This is a genomic window from Neobacillus vireti, from assembly GCF_036962465.1.
Taxonomy (GTDB): domain Bacteria; phylum Bacillota; class Bacilli; order Bacillales; family Cytobacillaceae; genus Neobacillus; species Neobacillus vireti_B.
Map to the genome: position 1 here is coordinate 1 of NZ_JBALNF010000065.1, position 14,041 is coordinate 14,041.

The 14,041-nt window shown below is 41.4% G+C and carries 13 protein-coding genes and 3 riboswitches; all 13 genes read left to right on the forward strand.

Going from position 1 to position 14,041, the window contains the following annotated elements; translation table 11 throughout:
* Positions 1 to 390 precede the first annotated feature (390 nt).
* Positions 391 to 492, forward strand: a riboswitch (glycine riboswitch).
* A 3-nt stretch (positions 493 to 495) separates the two neighbouring features.
* Positions 496 to 552: riboswitch (glycine riboswitch) on the forward strand.
* 309 nt (positions 553 to 861) lie between these two features.
* The 13 genes from V7077_RS23285 to V7077_RS23345 all read left to right on the forward strand — a co-directional run bounded on the left by V7077_RS23285 (position 862) and on the right by V7077_RS23345 (position 13,740).
* Positions 862 to 2,256 carry an amino acid permease gene (locus V7077_RS23285; RefSeq protein ID WP_335506369.1) on the forward strand — a complete coding sequence of 465 codons (1,395 nt, stop codon included), beginning with the start codon at positions 862 to 864 and terminating at the stop codon, positions 2,254 to 2,256.
* 86 nt (positions 2,257 to 2,342) lie between these two features.
* A riboswitch (glycine riboswitch) is annotated at positions 2,343 to 2,448 on the forward strand.
* A 226-nt stretch (positions 2,449 to 2,674) separates the two neighbouring features.
* A complete protein-coding gene (gene glyA / locus V7077_RS23290; RefSeq protein WP_335506371.1) occupies positions 2,675 to 3,925 on the forward strand; it encodes a serine hydroxymethyltransferase in 1,251 nt (416 codons plus the stop codon).
* 15 nt (positions 3,926 to 3,940) lie between these two features.
* Positions 3,941 to 4,453, forward strand: a complete 513-nt coding sequence (locus V7077_RS23295; RefSeq protein WP_335506372.1) for a serine dehydratase beta chain — start codon at positions 3,941 to 3,943, stop codon at positions 4,451 to 4,453.
* Positions 4,453 to 5,331: an L-serine ammonia-lyase, iron-sulfur-dependent, subunit alpha gene (gene sdaAA / locus V7077_RS23300; protein ID WP_335506373.1), complete on the forward strand. Its 879-nt coding sequence runs from the start codon at positions 4,453 to 4,455 to the stop codon at positions 5,329 to 5,331. The genes V7077_RS23295 and sdaAA overlap by 1 nt, the downstream gene beginning before the upstream one ends.
* Before the next feature lie 14 nt (positions 5,332 to 5,345).
* Entirely contained in the window at positions 5,346 to 6,458 is a 1,113-nt protein-coding gene (gene gcvT, locus V7077_RS23305; RefSeq protein WP_335506375.1) for a glycine cleavage system aminomethyltransferase GcvT, read from the forward strand.
* A gap of 84 nt (positions 6,459 to 6,542) precedes the next feature.
* Positions 6,543 to 6,938: a glycine cleavage system protein GcvH gene (gene gcvH / locus V7077_RS23310; RefSeq protein WP_335506377.1), complete on the forward strand. Its 396-nt coding sequence runs from the start codon at positions 6,543 to 6,545 to the stop codon at positions 6,936 to 6,938.
* Between the two features lies 1 nt (position 6,939).
* Positions 6,940 to 8,292 (forward strand): aminomethyl-transferring glycine dehydrogenase subunit GcvPA, encoded by a 1,353-nt coding sequence (gcvPA, locus tag V7077_RS23315; protein WP_335506380.1) that lies wholly within the window; start codon positions 6,940 to 6,942, stop codon positions 8,290 to 8,292.
* Entirely contained in the window at positions 8,285 to 9,775 is a 1,491-nt protein-coding gene (gene gcvPB, locus V7077_RS23320; RefSeq protein ID WP_335506382.1) for an aminomethyl-transferring glycine dehydrogenase subunit GcvPB, read from the forward strand. The genes gcvPA and gcvPB overlap by 8 nt, the downstream gene beginning before the upstream one ends.
* Positions 9,776 to 9,861: 86 nt before the next feature.
* A complete protein-coding gene (gene lipA / locus V7077_RS23325) occupies positions 9,862 to 10,740 on the forward strand; it encodes a lipoyl synthase (RefSeq protein ID WP_335506384.1) in 879 nt (292 codons plus the stop codon).
* 34 nt (positions 10,741 to 10,774) lie between these two features.
* On the forward strand, positions 10,775 to 11,080 hold the full coding sequence (locus V7077_RS23330) for a HesB/IscA family protein (protein ID WP_335506386.1): 306 nt from the start codon (positions 10,775 to 10,777) through the stop codon (positions 11,078 to 11,080).
* A 68-nt stretch (positions 11,081 to 11,148) separates the two neighbouring features.
* Positions 11,149 to 12,549: a dihydrolipoyl dehydrogenase gene (gene lpdA / locus V7077_RS23335; RefSeq protein WP_335506388.1), complete on the forward strand. Its 1,401-nt coding sequence runs from the start codon at positions 11,149 to 11,151 to the stop codon at positions 12,547 to 12,549.
* 116 nt (positions 12,550 to 12,665) lie between these two features.
* Positions 12,666 to 13,535, forward strand: a complete 870-nt coding sequence (gene purU / locus V7077_RS23340) for a formyltetrahydrofolate deformylase (protein WP_335506390.1) — start codon at positions 12,666 to 12,668, stop codon at positions 13,533 to 13,535.
* A gap of 31 nt (positions 13,536 to 13,566) precedes the next feature.
* A complete protein-coding gene (locus V7077_RS23345) occupies positions 13,567 to 13,740 on the forward strand; it encodes a hypothetical protein (RefSeq protein WP_335506392.1) in 174 nt (57 codons plus the stop codon).
* Positions 13,741 to 14,041 lie beyond the last annotated feature (301 nt).

Sequence of the window (14,041 nt, forward strand, 5' to 3'; positions counted from 1 at the left end):
GACCAATATGTAAATATTTTGAAAGAAAAAAAGATAGATTCTTTAACTAAGTTAAGAGTAGATTATCTTAAACAATTGAATAAAGAAGACTTGTTAGATCTTAGTATGTATATAGCTAATGAAATTGAAATTGGAACTAGTAATTTAAGAATTACAAATCCTTTTTGGGTATAAACAAGAACATGACTCCACAAATATGGTAAAGGGGCATCCTTGAAAAACAATCGCATAAAAATAGATTTAAAAATAAAGCAATAAAAAGATTAAAGTAGGAAAATGACATATATCTCTATAGCGATATAATTTTTCGAAATAATTATTAAATTCAGAATATTTAATTGACACCATCTCTTCCATAGAGTAGTATGTAAATGAAATCTATACTAGCGGATGAATATTATGGGAGAGACCAAACCTATTGTTTGGCACCGAAGGAGCAAGTCCCCAAAAATGGGGTACCAATCTCTCAGGTAAAAGGACCATAATAGGACGCGTCTCTGGAGAGAGCCATGTGCCACCAAAGGAGTTAAACTCTCAGGTAAAAGGACAGAGGAAAGATAGAAGTAAATCTATCTTTCCCCTGTCTTTTTTTGATTGGGAAAGATAGCACAAACTAAAAAAAGGAGGATTGTGCTATAAAATCTAGGAAAGAGAGTCTTGGGGTGAACGCAATGGGACTACTTGACATGGTAAATATTCACTTCAACTAAAATTGTAAGCGCTTTTTTAATGTCGAATTAACGGGTAACATTCTATTAAACTTTGATTGGGATAGGAATTTGCAATGAATAGAATTTAAATTTAAAGATTTAACTCAACTATAAATTGTAAACATCCCGGAAAAGTAAAGGGGGAAATCGAATGAAGGAACAAAAATTGGAAAGAGGCCTAAAAAACAGGCATGTACAACTAATCGCTATTGGTGGAGCCATCGGAACGGGATTATTTCTTGGTGCTGGAAAATCAATTCATTTAGCAGGACCATCGATTTTATTTGCTTATATGATTACGGGGGCTATTTGCTTTTTAATCATGCGCGCTCTTGGCGAACTTCTCTTATCCAATTTGAACTATCATTCTTTTGTTGACTTTGTAAGAGACTATTTAGGTAATATGGCAGCCTTTATCACTGGATGGACCTACTGGTTCTGCTGGATTTCTATTGCTATGGCTGACTTAACAGCAGTTGGTCTCTACACCCAATATTGGTTTCCAAATGTTCCGCAGTGGATGCCAGGATTAATTGCCCTTGTGATTTTGTTAATTATGAATCTTACAACCGTTAAACTTTTTGGTGAAATGGAATTTTGGTTTGCCCTAATTAAGGTAATCGCGATTATCGCCCTGATTGTAGTTGGTATTTTCATGATTCTTAAAGGCTTCTCTACGAATTCAGGACCGTCTGGTTTTACGAATTTATGGAAACATGGGGGCATGTTCCCGAATGGAATCAATGGATTTGTACTTTCCTTCCAAATGGTCGTATTTGCCTTTGTAGGCATTGAACTTGTGGGACTTACAGCAGGTGAAACCAAAGATCCTGAAAAAGTAATTCCAAAGGCAATTAATAACATCCCCATTCGAGTATTTCTTTTCTACCTTGGTGCGCTAGTGGTCATTATGAGCATTTATCCATGGAACGCGATAAATCCAGCGAAGAGCCCATTTGTCCAAGTCTTCGTAGCAGTTGGCATCGCTGCTGCTGCTGGTATTGTCAATTTTGTCGTCTTGACATCCGCGGCTTCAGCCTGTAACAGCGCGGTCTTCAGTACTAGCCGGATGGTATACTCACTTGCAAAAGATAAAAATGCTCCTGACTCATTTGCAAAACTTACTTCACGAAAAGTACCTTCAAATGCATTGTTCTTTTCAACTGTAGTGATTCTGATTGCTGTGATATTGAACTATGTTATGCCAGAAGGAGTATTTACTTTAATCACCAGTATATCTACTGTATGTTTCATCTTTATTTGGGGAATAACGGTCATCAGTCATTTAAAATACCGTAAAACAAGACCGGATTTGGCAAGAGTCAACCAATTTAAATTGCCGCTTTATCCATTTTCCAATTACCTAATCCTTGCTTTCTTAGCTTTCGTTCTTGTTGTGCTTGCTCTTGCAGAAGATACTCGTATTGCCTTGTTTGTAACTCCAGTCTGGTTTATTTTGCTAATTGGCATTTATAAGATACGGAGTATGAACGCAAACCAGGATGATCAAGTAAATCAAGAAACGGTAGTAGAAATTAAACCGTAATGCAAATTATTGTTACCGTTTTCAAAAAAATGCTTGACTTAAATATCAGTAACAACTATTCTGAAAATAACAAAAAAATAGAGCGGATGACAGTTGTGGGAGAGTGCACTTTTTTTACACGCCACCGAAGGAGCAAGTTCCAAAAAAACCCTTGGAATAAATCTCTCAGGTAGATGGAACCACAGCTGGACGCAACTCTGGAGAGCGCATAATAAGAGATGCCACCAAAGGGGATGTTCTTCACAGAACTAAACTCTCAGGTAAAAGGACAGAGAAGGGACAAAGAGCTTTTAAGCTACCCTTCTTCTGTCCTTTTTTGCGTGCAAAAAAGTCGTATATGGATCGTAAAGGTGGGAGTTTCATCTTCCATTTTGACACATGAAGGGGTAGTTTGAGCGATATTCTAGGAGGAGTAGGAATGGGATTACTACAAAATGATTCAACTATTTTTGAAGCAATTAGGAATGAGCAGCAGCGCCAGCTTCAAACATTGGAGTTGATTGCATCTGAAAACTTCGTGAGCCCTGATGTGTTAGAAGCAATGGGAAGTGTGTTGACCAATAAATATGCGGAAGGCTATCCAGGGAAGCGCTACTACGGCGGCTGTGAAGTGGTCGATGTCGCAGAACAAACAGCAATAGACCGCGTAACAGAGCTTTTTGGCGCCAAATATGCAAATGTCCAACCCCACTCAGGTGCACAGGCCAATTTTGCTGTATTTTTCGCACTGCTTCAGCCTGGTGATAAAGTGATGGGAATGAACCTCTCGCAAGGGGGGCACTTAACTCATGGCAGTCCCGTAAGCGTTTCAGGAAAATGGTTTGATATTGTTTCCTATGGCGTGAAAGAGGACACTCAATTAATCGACTATGATGAACTAGAAGCAATCGCGACTAAGGAAAAACCCAAATTGATTATTGCCGGGGCAAGTGCTTACCCAAGAAAGATCGATTTCGCGCGCTTTAGAGAAATTGCTGATCAAGTTGGCGCAAAGCTCATGGTCGATATGGCGCATATTGCCGGGCTGGTTGCAGCCGGACTACACCCGTCGCCAGTTCCATATGCGGATGTCGTAACGAGCACTACTCATAAAACATTAAGAGGCCCGCGGAGCGGAATTATTTTAACTAATGATGAAGAAATCATTAAAGCGATTAACAAATCAGTGTTCCCAGGAATCCAGGGCGGCCCGCACATGCACATTATTGCAGCCAAGGCGGTTGCGTTTAAAGAGGCATTGCAGCCAAGCTTTAAGGAATATGCAAAACAAGTAATTGATAACGCAGCCACACTTGGCGAGACGTTGAAAAATGAAGGGGCAGCGCTTGTCTCTGGTGGAACAGATAACCATATTGTTCTTGTAGACTTACGTCCATGGAACCTAACTGGAAAAGCAGCAGAAAAATTATTAGAAGAAGCTGGTATCACTGTCAATAAAAATACGATTCCATATGATCCAGAAAAGCCGTTTGTGACAAGCGGTATCCGGATGGGAACGGCGGCTTTAACGACACGCGGCATGAAGCAGGATGAAATGGTGAAAATCGGTAAAGTCATTGCAGCTGTTCTGAAGAGTAAAGGGGACCAAGTCGTGCTTGAGAAAGCAAAAGAAACAACGAAAACCATTTGTGATGCTTTCCCGTTATATGAACAAGCAATCACCGTATAAGAAAGGGGCATTTGAATGGAATTTCAAAGTTGTTTTGACATTATCGGCCCGATCATGGTGGGACCGTCGAGTTCTCATACAGCAGGTGTTGTATCAATCGGAAAATTTATTTACGAATTGCTGGGAAATGGTCCGGAAGAAGCAAAGATTGTTTTTTATGATTCCTTTGCTGAAACTTATCAGGGGCATGGAACAGATAAAGCTCTCCTTGGCGGATTACTTGGGATGGATACGGATGATTCACGAATAAAAAATTCATTGGATTGGGCTAAAAAGGATGGGATGCAGTACAGGTTCGAATTTGCAGAAGACTGTGAGTATTATGACCATCCCAATATAGCAATCGTAACAGCAAAAAGGGAGGAACATGTTGTAAAAGTGGGCGGTGTATCACTTGGCGGCGGTTTATCAAAGATCTTTATGATTAACGACGAAATGGTCGATATCCGTTTGAGTGCCGGCGATGATTTTGCCGCTCTTGCTCGTCATTATCAACCGAAAAGGAAACAACTGATGGGGGCAAAATGATGGAAATTCAATCAATGAGAGAGCTGATCGACGCTTGTGAAAGAGTACAAAAATCCATTGGTGACATGATGTTGATGATGGAAGTAAAAAGATCAGGCAAAGACCAAGAAACCATTATTGGCATGATGGAAGATCGGCTGCTCAAAATGAAAGAAGCAGTTGAGAGCGGTATAAAGGACTCTTCAGCCGCTCCTAGCGGTCTTTCCGGCGGTGATGCCGTAAAGATGAATGATTATATCAGTCAAGGTAAATTTTTGTCAGGAAATTATATTAGCAATGCAATGGCTTTTTCGTTGGCTACTTCGGAAAACAATGCGCGAATGGGTGTCATAGTTGCAACGCCAACTGCCGGGGCAGCCGGCATCTTGCCAGGGGTATTGTTTTCACTTCATAAAAATGATGGGACGCCGTTCAAAGATTTAGTCATGGGGTTGTTTACGGCAAGCATGCTCGGCTATGTGATTGCAAACCGTTCCTTCATATCAGGAGCAGCCGGGGGGTGCCAGGCTGAGGTCGGTTCGGCAACAGCCATGGCCGCCGGAACGATTGTTGAGTTAAGAGGTGGTACACCACAGCAAGCTGTAAATGCCACCGCAATAGCGATGAAGTCACTGCTAGGTTTGGTTTGTGACCCAGTTGCAGGACTTGTGGAAGTTCCTTGCATTAAGCGCAATGTGATCGGAACCTCCATCGCTTTTTCAGCAGCTGACATGTCCCTTGCCGGGATTGAAAGCCGTATTCCTTGTGATGAAGTCATTGAGGCCATGTATAGGGTCGGAAAAGAAATGCCTCGAACACTGCGTGAAACCGCACTTGGTGGTCTGGCAACGACTGAAACCGGAAAACAAGTAAAAGAGCGACTATTTTGCAGGAAATAATAGGGGGGAACAAGATGGGGACGGTAACAGCATTAAAGCAAACACCACTTTTCGAAACGTATGGAAAATATGGAGCGAAGGTTATCGATTTTGGCGGCTGGGCACTTCCAGTCCAGTTTTCAAGCATTTTAGATGAGCATGAGGCAGTCCGAACCAATGCAGGACTCTTTGATGTCTCACATATGGGTGAAGTGCTTGTGGACGGGAAAGATGCAGAGAGTTACATCAACACCCTTGTCACCAACGATGTGACAAAGCTTGCCATTAACCAAGCACAGTATACCGCTATGTGCTATCCAGACGGCGGAACAGTCGATGATCTATTAGTCTACAAACTAGATAATGAAAAATATATACTCGTCATTAATGCGGCCAACATTGAGAAAGATGTCAACTGGATGCAGCAGCATGTAAAAGGAGAGATGACGCTCCAAAATATTTCGAATCAAACCGCCCAGCTTGCCATTCAAGGTCCAAAAGCGGAAGGAATCTTGCAAAAGTTAACAGGAACCGATTTATCTAAAATAGGCTCATTTTATTTTGCCCAACATGTTGTTATTGCCGGTGTATCAGATGTACTCGTATCCCGTACGGGCTATACAGGAGAAGATGGTTTTGAGCTCTATTTAGCAGCAGAGCAAGTGGAAACACTTTGGGAAAAACTTTTAGAAGCAGGCAGTGAGGACGGCTTAAAGCCATGTGGACTTGGAGCACGTGACACACTTCGGTTAGAAGCTCGTCTAGCACTCTATGGTCAAGAACTATTAAGTGATATTAGTCCACTTGAAGCAGGAATCGGCTTCGCCGTGAAATTGAAAAAAGAAAGTGATTTTATCGGAAAAGCCGCCCTTTTGGCCCAGAAAGAAGCTGGATTAGCACGCAAATTAGTTGGGATTGAAGTCACTGGACGAGGCATACCACGTCATGGTTATAAGATCTTTTCAGAGAATGGGGTAGAGATAGGTGTTGTGACATCGGGAACACAATCACCGACTTTAAAGAAAAGCGTTGGTCTGGCACTTATTTCTGCAGAACATAGTCCAGTAGGAACACCGTTAAAAGTGGAAATCCGAAATAAGCTGATTGATGCAATTGTGGTGAAAACACCCTTTTATAAAAGAGGTTAATAGAGTATAGAATGTGTTTTTATACTTGATTGATTTGAGCAGAAATTAACAAACGAATTTAATAGATGAGAGGAAGTATAATCAATGACAAACGCAACTGCAAGCTTACTATATAGCAAGGAACATGAGTGGGTTTTACAATTAGACGGAAATCGGGTGCGAATTGGCATTTCTGATTATGCCCAAAAACAGTTAGGCGATATCGTATTTGTAGAAAGTCCACAAGTTGAGGATGACGTAACTGCAGATGAATCCATGGGAACGATTGAATCAGTTAAAGCAGTTTCTGAAATTTACGCACCAGTTTCAGGTACAGTGGTTCGGATTAATGAGGAGTTGGAAGACGCTCCAGAAACAATTAATGCCTATCCATTTAGCAAAGGCTGGTTAGTAGAAGTGGAAATGTCCAGTCCAGAAGAATTGGAATCTCTTCTAAATGAAACGGAGTACCTAGCATTTATCAATGGAGGAGAGGAATAGAATGACATCCACATACAGATATCTCCCTGATACGAAACAAGATCAAGAGGAAATGCTCGCATTTTTAAATATGTCATCTATCGCTGAATTGTTTGAAGATATCCCAGCTGAAATTCAACTCCAAGGGGAGTTACCTATACCAAAGGCGGAACCTGAACCACTTCTTTTGAAAAAAATGAATCGGCTTGCTTCCAAAAACAAAAATGCGAATCAATACCCAACCTTTTTGGGTGCGGGAACTTATGACCATTACATTCCAAGTGTGGTCAACCACATGATTTCACGTTCTGAATTTTATACGGCCTATACACCCTACCAGCCGGAAATCAGTCAAGGTGAATTACAGGCGATTTTTGAATTTCAAACGATGGTTTGTGAGCTGACAGGAATGGATGTGGCCAATTCTTCGATGTACGATGGGTTTACCTCACTTGCAGAAGCGGCATCACTTGCTGTTTCATCTACAAGACGTTCGAAGGTACTTGTATCAAAGGCAGTTCATCCTGAATCACGCGCCATCTTAAATACGGTGGCAAGCGGGCAAGGGTACACAGTAGAAGATGTGGACCTTGCTAATGATGTGACAGACTTAGAATATCTGTCAAAACAAATCGATAAGGGAACTGCAGCTGTTATTGTTCAATATCCGAACTTTTTCGGTTCAATTGAGGATTTGTCTGAACTGAAGAAAATCGCCGCAGCAAATGGAGCACTGTTCATCGTAAGTGCCAATCCACTGGCACTCGCACTTCTCGAGGCCCCTGGTAAGCTTGGAGCAGACATCGTAATCGGGGATATGCAGCCATTAGGAATCCCAATGTCCTTTGGCGGCCCGCATTGTGGTTATTTTGCTGTAAGTAAGAAATTGATGCGAAAAATCCCTGGACGGATTGTTGGCCAAACGACAGATGAGAAAGGACAGCGCGGCTTTGTCTTAACCCTTCAAGCACGTGAACAGCATATTCGCCGTGATAAGGCTTCATCTAATATTTGTTCTAATCAGGCATTAAATGCACTTGCTTCTGCTGTTTGTATGAGTGCACTTGGAAAGCAGGGAATTCGTGAAATGGCCCAGTTAAACTTTGAAAAAGCGGATTATATGGCCAAATGCTTGCAAAAGAAAGGCTTTGTCGTTATCAATCAAGCACCATTCTTTAATGAATTTGTGGTCGAACTTCCCCTGCCTGTTAAAGAGGTTAACGCAAAATTACTGGAGGCGGGAATCATCGGCGGCTTCGATTTAGGTAGTGATTACGGCACTGAAAATCAAATGCTGGTCGCCGTGACTGAGCAGAGGACAAAACAGGAGATTGACCAATTGATCGAGGTACTGGAGGCTGTTGTAAATGGTTGAATATAATGATTTGATTTTTGAAATTAGTCGTCAAGGACGTGTTGGTTCAAGTCTTCCGGAATGTGATGTAGAAAAGCTCGATCTTCAGCAAAAACTTCCGAAGCATTTGATTCGAGAAACGCCGGCAGAGCTTCCGGAGGTATCGGAGCTTCAGCTTGTCCGTCATTATACAGCCCTTTCAAATAAAAACCATGGAATCGATAACGGTTTCTACCCGCTTGGTTCTTGTACAATGAAGTACAATCCAAAAATCAATGAAGATGTAGCCCGTTTGGAAGGCTTTAGCCGTATCCATCCATACCAGCCAACTGAAACCGTACAGGGCGCATTAGAAGTTTTATATCAATTACAGGAAGAACTAGCTGTTATCACCGGCATGGATGCAGTGACATTACAGCCTTCAGCAGGAGCACAAGGGGAATGGACAGGATTAATGATGGTCAAAGCCTATCATAAACAAAAAGGGGAAGTACGAACAAAAGTCCTTGTTCCAGACTCCGCTCATGGAACCAATCCTGCCAGTGCATCGGTTGCCGGTTATGAAACGATAACGATTCCATCCAATGAGCATGGGTTAGTCGACTTGGAAGAATTAAAGAAACATCTGGATGATAACACGGCTGCCCTGATGCTGACAAATCCGAATACGCTCGGTCTGTTTGAGAAAGAAATTGTGGAAATTGCTCATGTTGTGCATGAAGCAGGCGGCTTATTATATTATGATGGTGCAAATGCGAATGCGATTTTAGGAAAAACAACGCCTGGTACAATGGGCTTTGACATCGTCCATTTAAATCTTCATAAAACATTTACAACCCCGCATGGAGGCGGTGGTCCGGGTGCTGGTCCTGTCGGTGTGAAAGAGAAACTGATTCCATTTCTACCTGTTCCACGAGTTATCAAAAAAGAGGATCAATATACGTTAGATTATAACCAGCCTCAATCGATTGGTCGTGTCAAAGGCTACTATGGGAACTTCGGAATTCTCTTACGTGCATACACCTATATTCGCACCATGGGGCCTGAAGGATTACGTCAAGTTTCGGAAGGTGCCGTTCTTCATGCGAACTATCTTCGCAAAAAGCTTGAACCGTATTTTGAAGCACCTTATTCACAAATCTGCAAGCATGAATTTGTGTTATCCGGATCTAGACAGAAAAAGTTAGGGGTAAGAACACTCGATATGGCCAAACGTCTGCTCGATTTTGGCTACCATCCGCCGACCATTTACTTCCCGCTGAATGTGGAGGAGTGTTTGATGATCGAACCGACAGAAACAGAGTCAAAGGAAACGATGGATGCCTTTGCTGATGTAATGATTCAAATTGCCAAAGAAGTAGAAGAAAACCCAGGAATCGTATTAGAGGCACCCCATACAACGGTGATTGGCCGATTGGATGAAGTACAGGCGGCAAGACAACCGATTTTGCGATATACAAAAGAGGCATCTGCTGTAAAAGAAAAAGAAACGGTAAACGTATAAAATGAAAACTCCATCTGTGCAGGAATCCCTGCACAGATGATTTTCTAACTAAAAGATAATATGTTCCGTTCATAGGAGTGAAGACGATGACAACCGAGTATATACGTAAACCAGACTGGCTCAAGATTAAATTGAATACTAATGAACAATATACAGGCTTAAAAACGATGATGCGTGAAAAAAAGCTTCATACTGTCTGCGAAGAAGCAAAATGTCCGAACATTCATGAATGCTGGGCATCACGAAAAACGGCAACCTTTATGATTTTAGGAAGTATATGTACACGGGCCTGCCGATTTTGTGCAGTTCAAACAGGCCTGCCGACAGAGCTTGATTGGGAAGAGCCGGAGCGCGTTGCTGAATCTGTGGAACAGATGGGGTTAAAGCATGTGGTGATTACGGCTGTGGCCCGCGATGATTTAAAGGACGGAGGAGCGGGAGTCTTTGCAGAAACCGTCCGAGCCGTCAGACGCCGTAATCCATTTTGCAGTATTGAAGTTCTTCCATCCGATATGAATGGCGAATACGATAACTTAAAAGCATTAATGGATGCGAAGCCCGATATTTTAAATCACAATATTGAAACAGTAAAACGGTTATCACCAAAAATTAGAGCAAAGGCTACATACGAACGGTCCCTTGAGTTCCTGCGCCGCTCTAAGGAACTCAATGCCGCGATTCCAACCAAATCGAGCATTATGATTGGTCTTGGAGAAACAAAAGAAGAAATAATCGAAACGATGGATGATCTTCGCCAGCATCATGTTGATATTATGACGATTGGCCAATATTTACAGCCTACTAAACATCATTTAAAAGTCCAAAAATATTGGAGTCCACAAGAGTTTGCTGAACTAAAATCAATAGCGATGTCAAAAGGATTTAGTCACTGCGAAGCCGGTCCACTTGTTCGCTCCTCCTATCATGCAGATGAACAGGTCCATGCAGCAAAGGCGAATGCGTGAGGAAGATAACGAGTGTTAGGAGAAGTGAGGTCCTATGATGATAAAAATGACAGAAGCAGCTATAAACAAGTTAAAAGAAATGGCTGAGAATAAAGAGGAGATTGCTCGGCTTGATGCTGAAGTAGCAGGAGGATGCGGATTATCCGTTAAGTTTTCAATTGTGTTTGATGAACCGCGGCGAAACGATCTATGCATGGAGATAGAAGGGATTCAACTCCGAATGGATCGCTTCACAAAACGATATTTAGATGAAGAAACCGAAATTGATTATCAAGACGAACAGGGTTTCTTAGTAGGTGACAGCTTTATCTCGAGTTCCTGTGCCATTGAAATCGATTAATGAGATCCGCCTGTTTTAACTCTAGTTTCCTATAGGTGTCATAGAAAATAGAAAAAGGGGAAATGAACATGACAAAAGAATATGACATTGTGATCATCGGCGGGGGACCAGGAGGCTACGTTGCTGCCATTCGCGCCTCACAATTAGGTTTAAAAGTGGCAGTAGTTGAAAAAGGGAAAATCGGCGGAACATGCCTTCATGCCGGATGTATCCCATCGAAGGCCCTCCTAAGAAGTGCAGAATTATATGCACAAACAAAAAATACCAAACAATATGGCATCATTGCCCCAGAGGTTAGTCTGGATTTTTCAATGGTACAAGCCCGGAAAGAAGACATTAAGGACCGCCTGTTTAAAGGGATCCAGCATTTAATGAAAAAAGGAAAAATCGATGTGTATGAAGGAAAAGGAAGTATCCTAGAATCAAAGGATGTTTTAATTCAATTAAACAATCAAGAAGGGGAAGTCATTGTAAGCCCAAGGAATATTTTAATTGCCACAGGTTCACGGCCAAGAACTTTCCAAGGCTTGGAAGCGGATGAAACGTTTGTCATGACCTCTGATGAAGCGTTAGAAATGGAAACGCTCCCAAACTCCATCATTATTGTTGGCGGTGGAGTCATTGGAATCGAGTGGGCATCGATGCTAGTAGACTTCGATGTACAGGTTACCGTACTTGAATATGCAGACCGTATTTTACCGACAGAAGATAAAGACGTATCAAAGGAAATCCAACGGTTACTAAAGAAAAAAGGGGTGAAAATTGTCACAGGAGCAAGGGTTCTTTCAGAAACGCTTGAAAAAGGAGAGGGTGTTTCGATCAAGGCGGAGCATAAAGGGAAAGAAGTGTCCTATTCTGCAGATAAACTTTTAGTATCAGTAGGCAGGCTCCCAAATGTTGAAGGAATTGGGCTTGATAAAACTGCGGTTGAAATGAATGGCATGTATATCAAAACAAATGAATTCTATCAAACGAGGGAAGCCAATATCTACGCAATTGGTGATTGTATCGGAGGATTACAGCTTGCCCATGTTGCCTCTCATGAAGGCATTATTGCAATAGAACATATGGCAGGGGAAAATCCAAATCTGCTCGATCCCACTCTAGTTCCGAAATGTGTATACTGCAGCCCTGAAGTAGCAAGTGTTGGACTCACAGAAGAGGAGGCGAAGGAGAGAGGATTCCAAGTTAAAACCGGTAAATTCTCATTTCGCGCGATCGGAAAGGCCCTCGTTTTAGGAGAATCAGACGGATTTATCAAACTGGTTGTCGAGGAAGGAACGGATAAGCTGCTAGGAGCACATATGGTCGGTCCTCATGTAACGGATATGATTACCGAGGCTGGATTAGCCCGTGTATTGAATGCCACTGCCATGGACATTGTTCATACCATTCACCCACATCCAACCTTATCGGAAGCAATTGGTGAAGCAGTGCTGGCCATAGATGGAAAAGCGATTCATGGTTAAACCGAACATATTCACAAAAAAGTTTAGCAGTTTAAAAGGACTCCTGATAGGTTGGAAGGATTGCCCTTCTAATCAATTAATTTTAAATGAACCATTGGCGAAAGGATGGTGGGAGAATGAGTACAAAAGCAAACCTTAACCGTGCGAAATTATTAATTTCTTGTCCAGAAAAGCCTGGTATTATTTCAAAAGTAACCAACTTTTTATTAGAACACAAAGCAAATATTGTCCATTTTGACCAACATACGACAGATCCAAACTCAGGTGTATTTTTTATGCGGATTGAGTTTGAAATGGAAGTCATGGATGTTTCATTTGACAAGCTAGAACAGGATTTACATGTAATGGGACGGGACTATAAGCTTGAATGGCAGCTGAGCAGTACGAACAAAAGAAAGCAAATGGCCATCTTTGTTTCCAAAGCGGACCATTGTCTTAATGAGCTTCTTTGGCGCTGGAAGTCTAAGGAAATCCAAGTAGATATACCTTTGGTCATCAGTAATCATCCCGATTTAAAGGAAGTTGTGGAGGGGTATGGCATCCCTTTTTATCATATCCCCTTGTCACATGAAACGAAAGAAGAGGCCGAACAGAAAGCATTAGAACTGTTGGAAGGGAAAGTAGACTTTATTGTACTGGCCAGATATATGCAAATTCTTTCCCCAAAATTTATCTCTCATTTTCAGAATCAAATCATTAACATCCATCACTCGTTTTTACCGGCATTTGTTGGAGCGAATCCTTATGTGAGAGCGTTTAACCGTGGAGTAAAGTTAATCGGGGCCACGGCCCACTACGTTACCAATGATCTTGATGAAGGACCGATTATCGAACAAGATGTACAACGGATTAATCATCGTTATACAGTTGAAGATTTAAAGACTGCAGGACGTCATGTGGAAAAAAAGGTCCTCGCTGAAGCAGTTTCCTGGCATGTTGAAGATAAAGTACTTGTCCATGGTAATAAAACGATTGTTTTTACTTGAGTTAAGCGGCAGATGATAGGAGCTGAGATAATTGGCAGAAAATGAACATGTACTAAGCGTTATTCATTTCGTATTAGCTATTCTATGGATCTGTTTTTTTATCAAAAGTAAACGAAATCATACCGTAAACTACATACATATCATGTTGCTGCTATTCGCCGTTGGTATTTTAATTAATTCACTATATAAAGTGATTAATAGTTAAGGGTATTAGGACAGTAGAAAAAGCATGCGGATCATTTTTTATCCGCATGCTTTTTTAAAACAGAAATTTCTATAAACTATCCTAGTTTTCGATTGTAGTACAAGACCTCAGGAATTAGAATTATATCGAAAGATAAGTAAATAATGGTTATAATTACTCTCCAATAAGAATAAGTGAAAAGTAGAAGTCCTTCGGACAACCGATGCCATGAACATACCTGTTCATGCTTTTTTTATAAAAATAAAAAGCTGCAGACAAAAACAAAAGAATGCGAACTTTTTTCTCTTGTCTCATTTTCTAG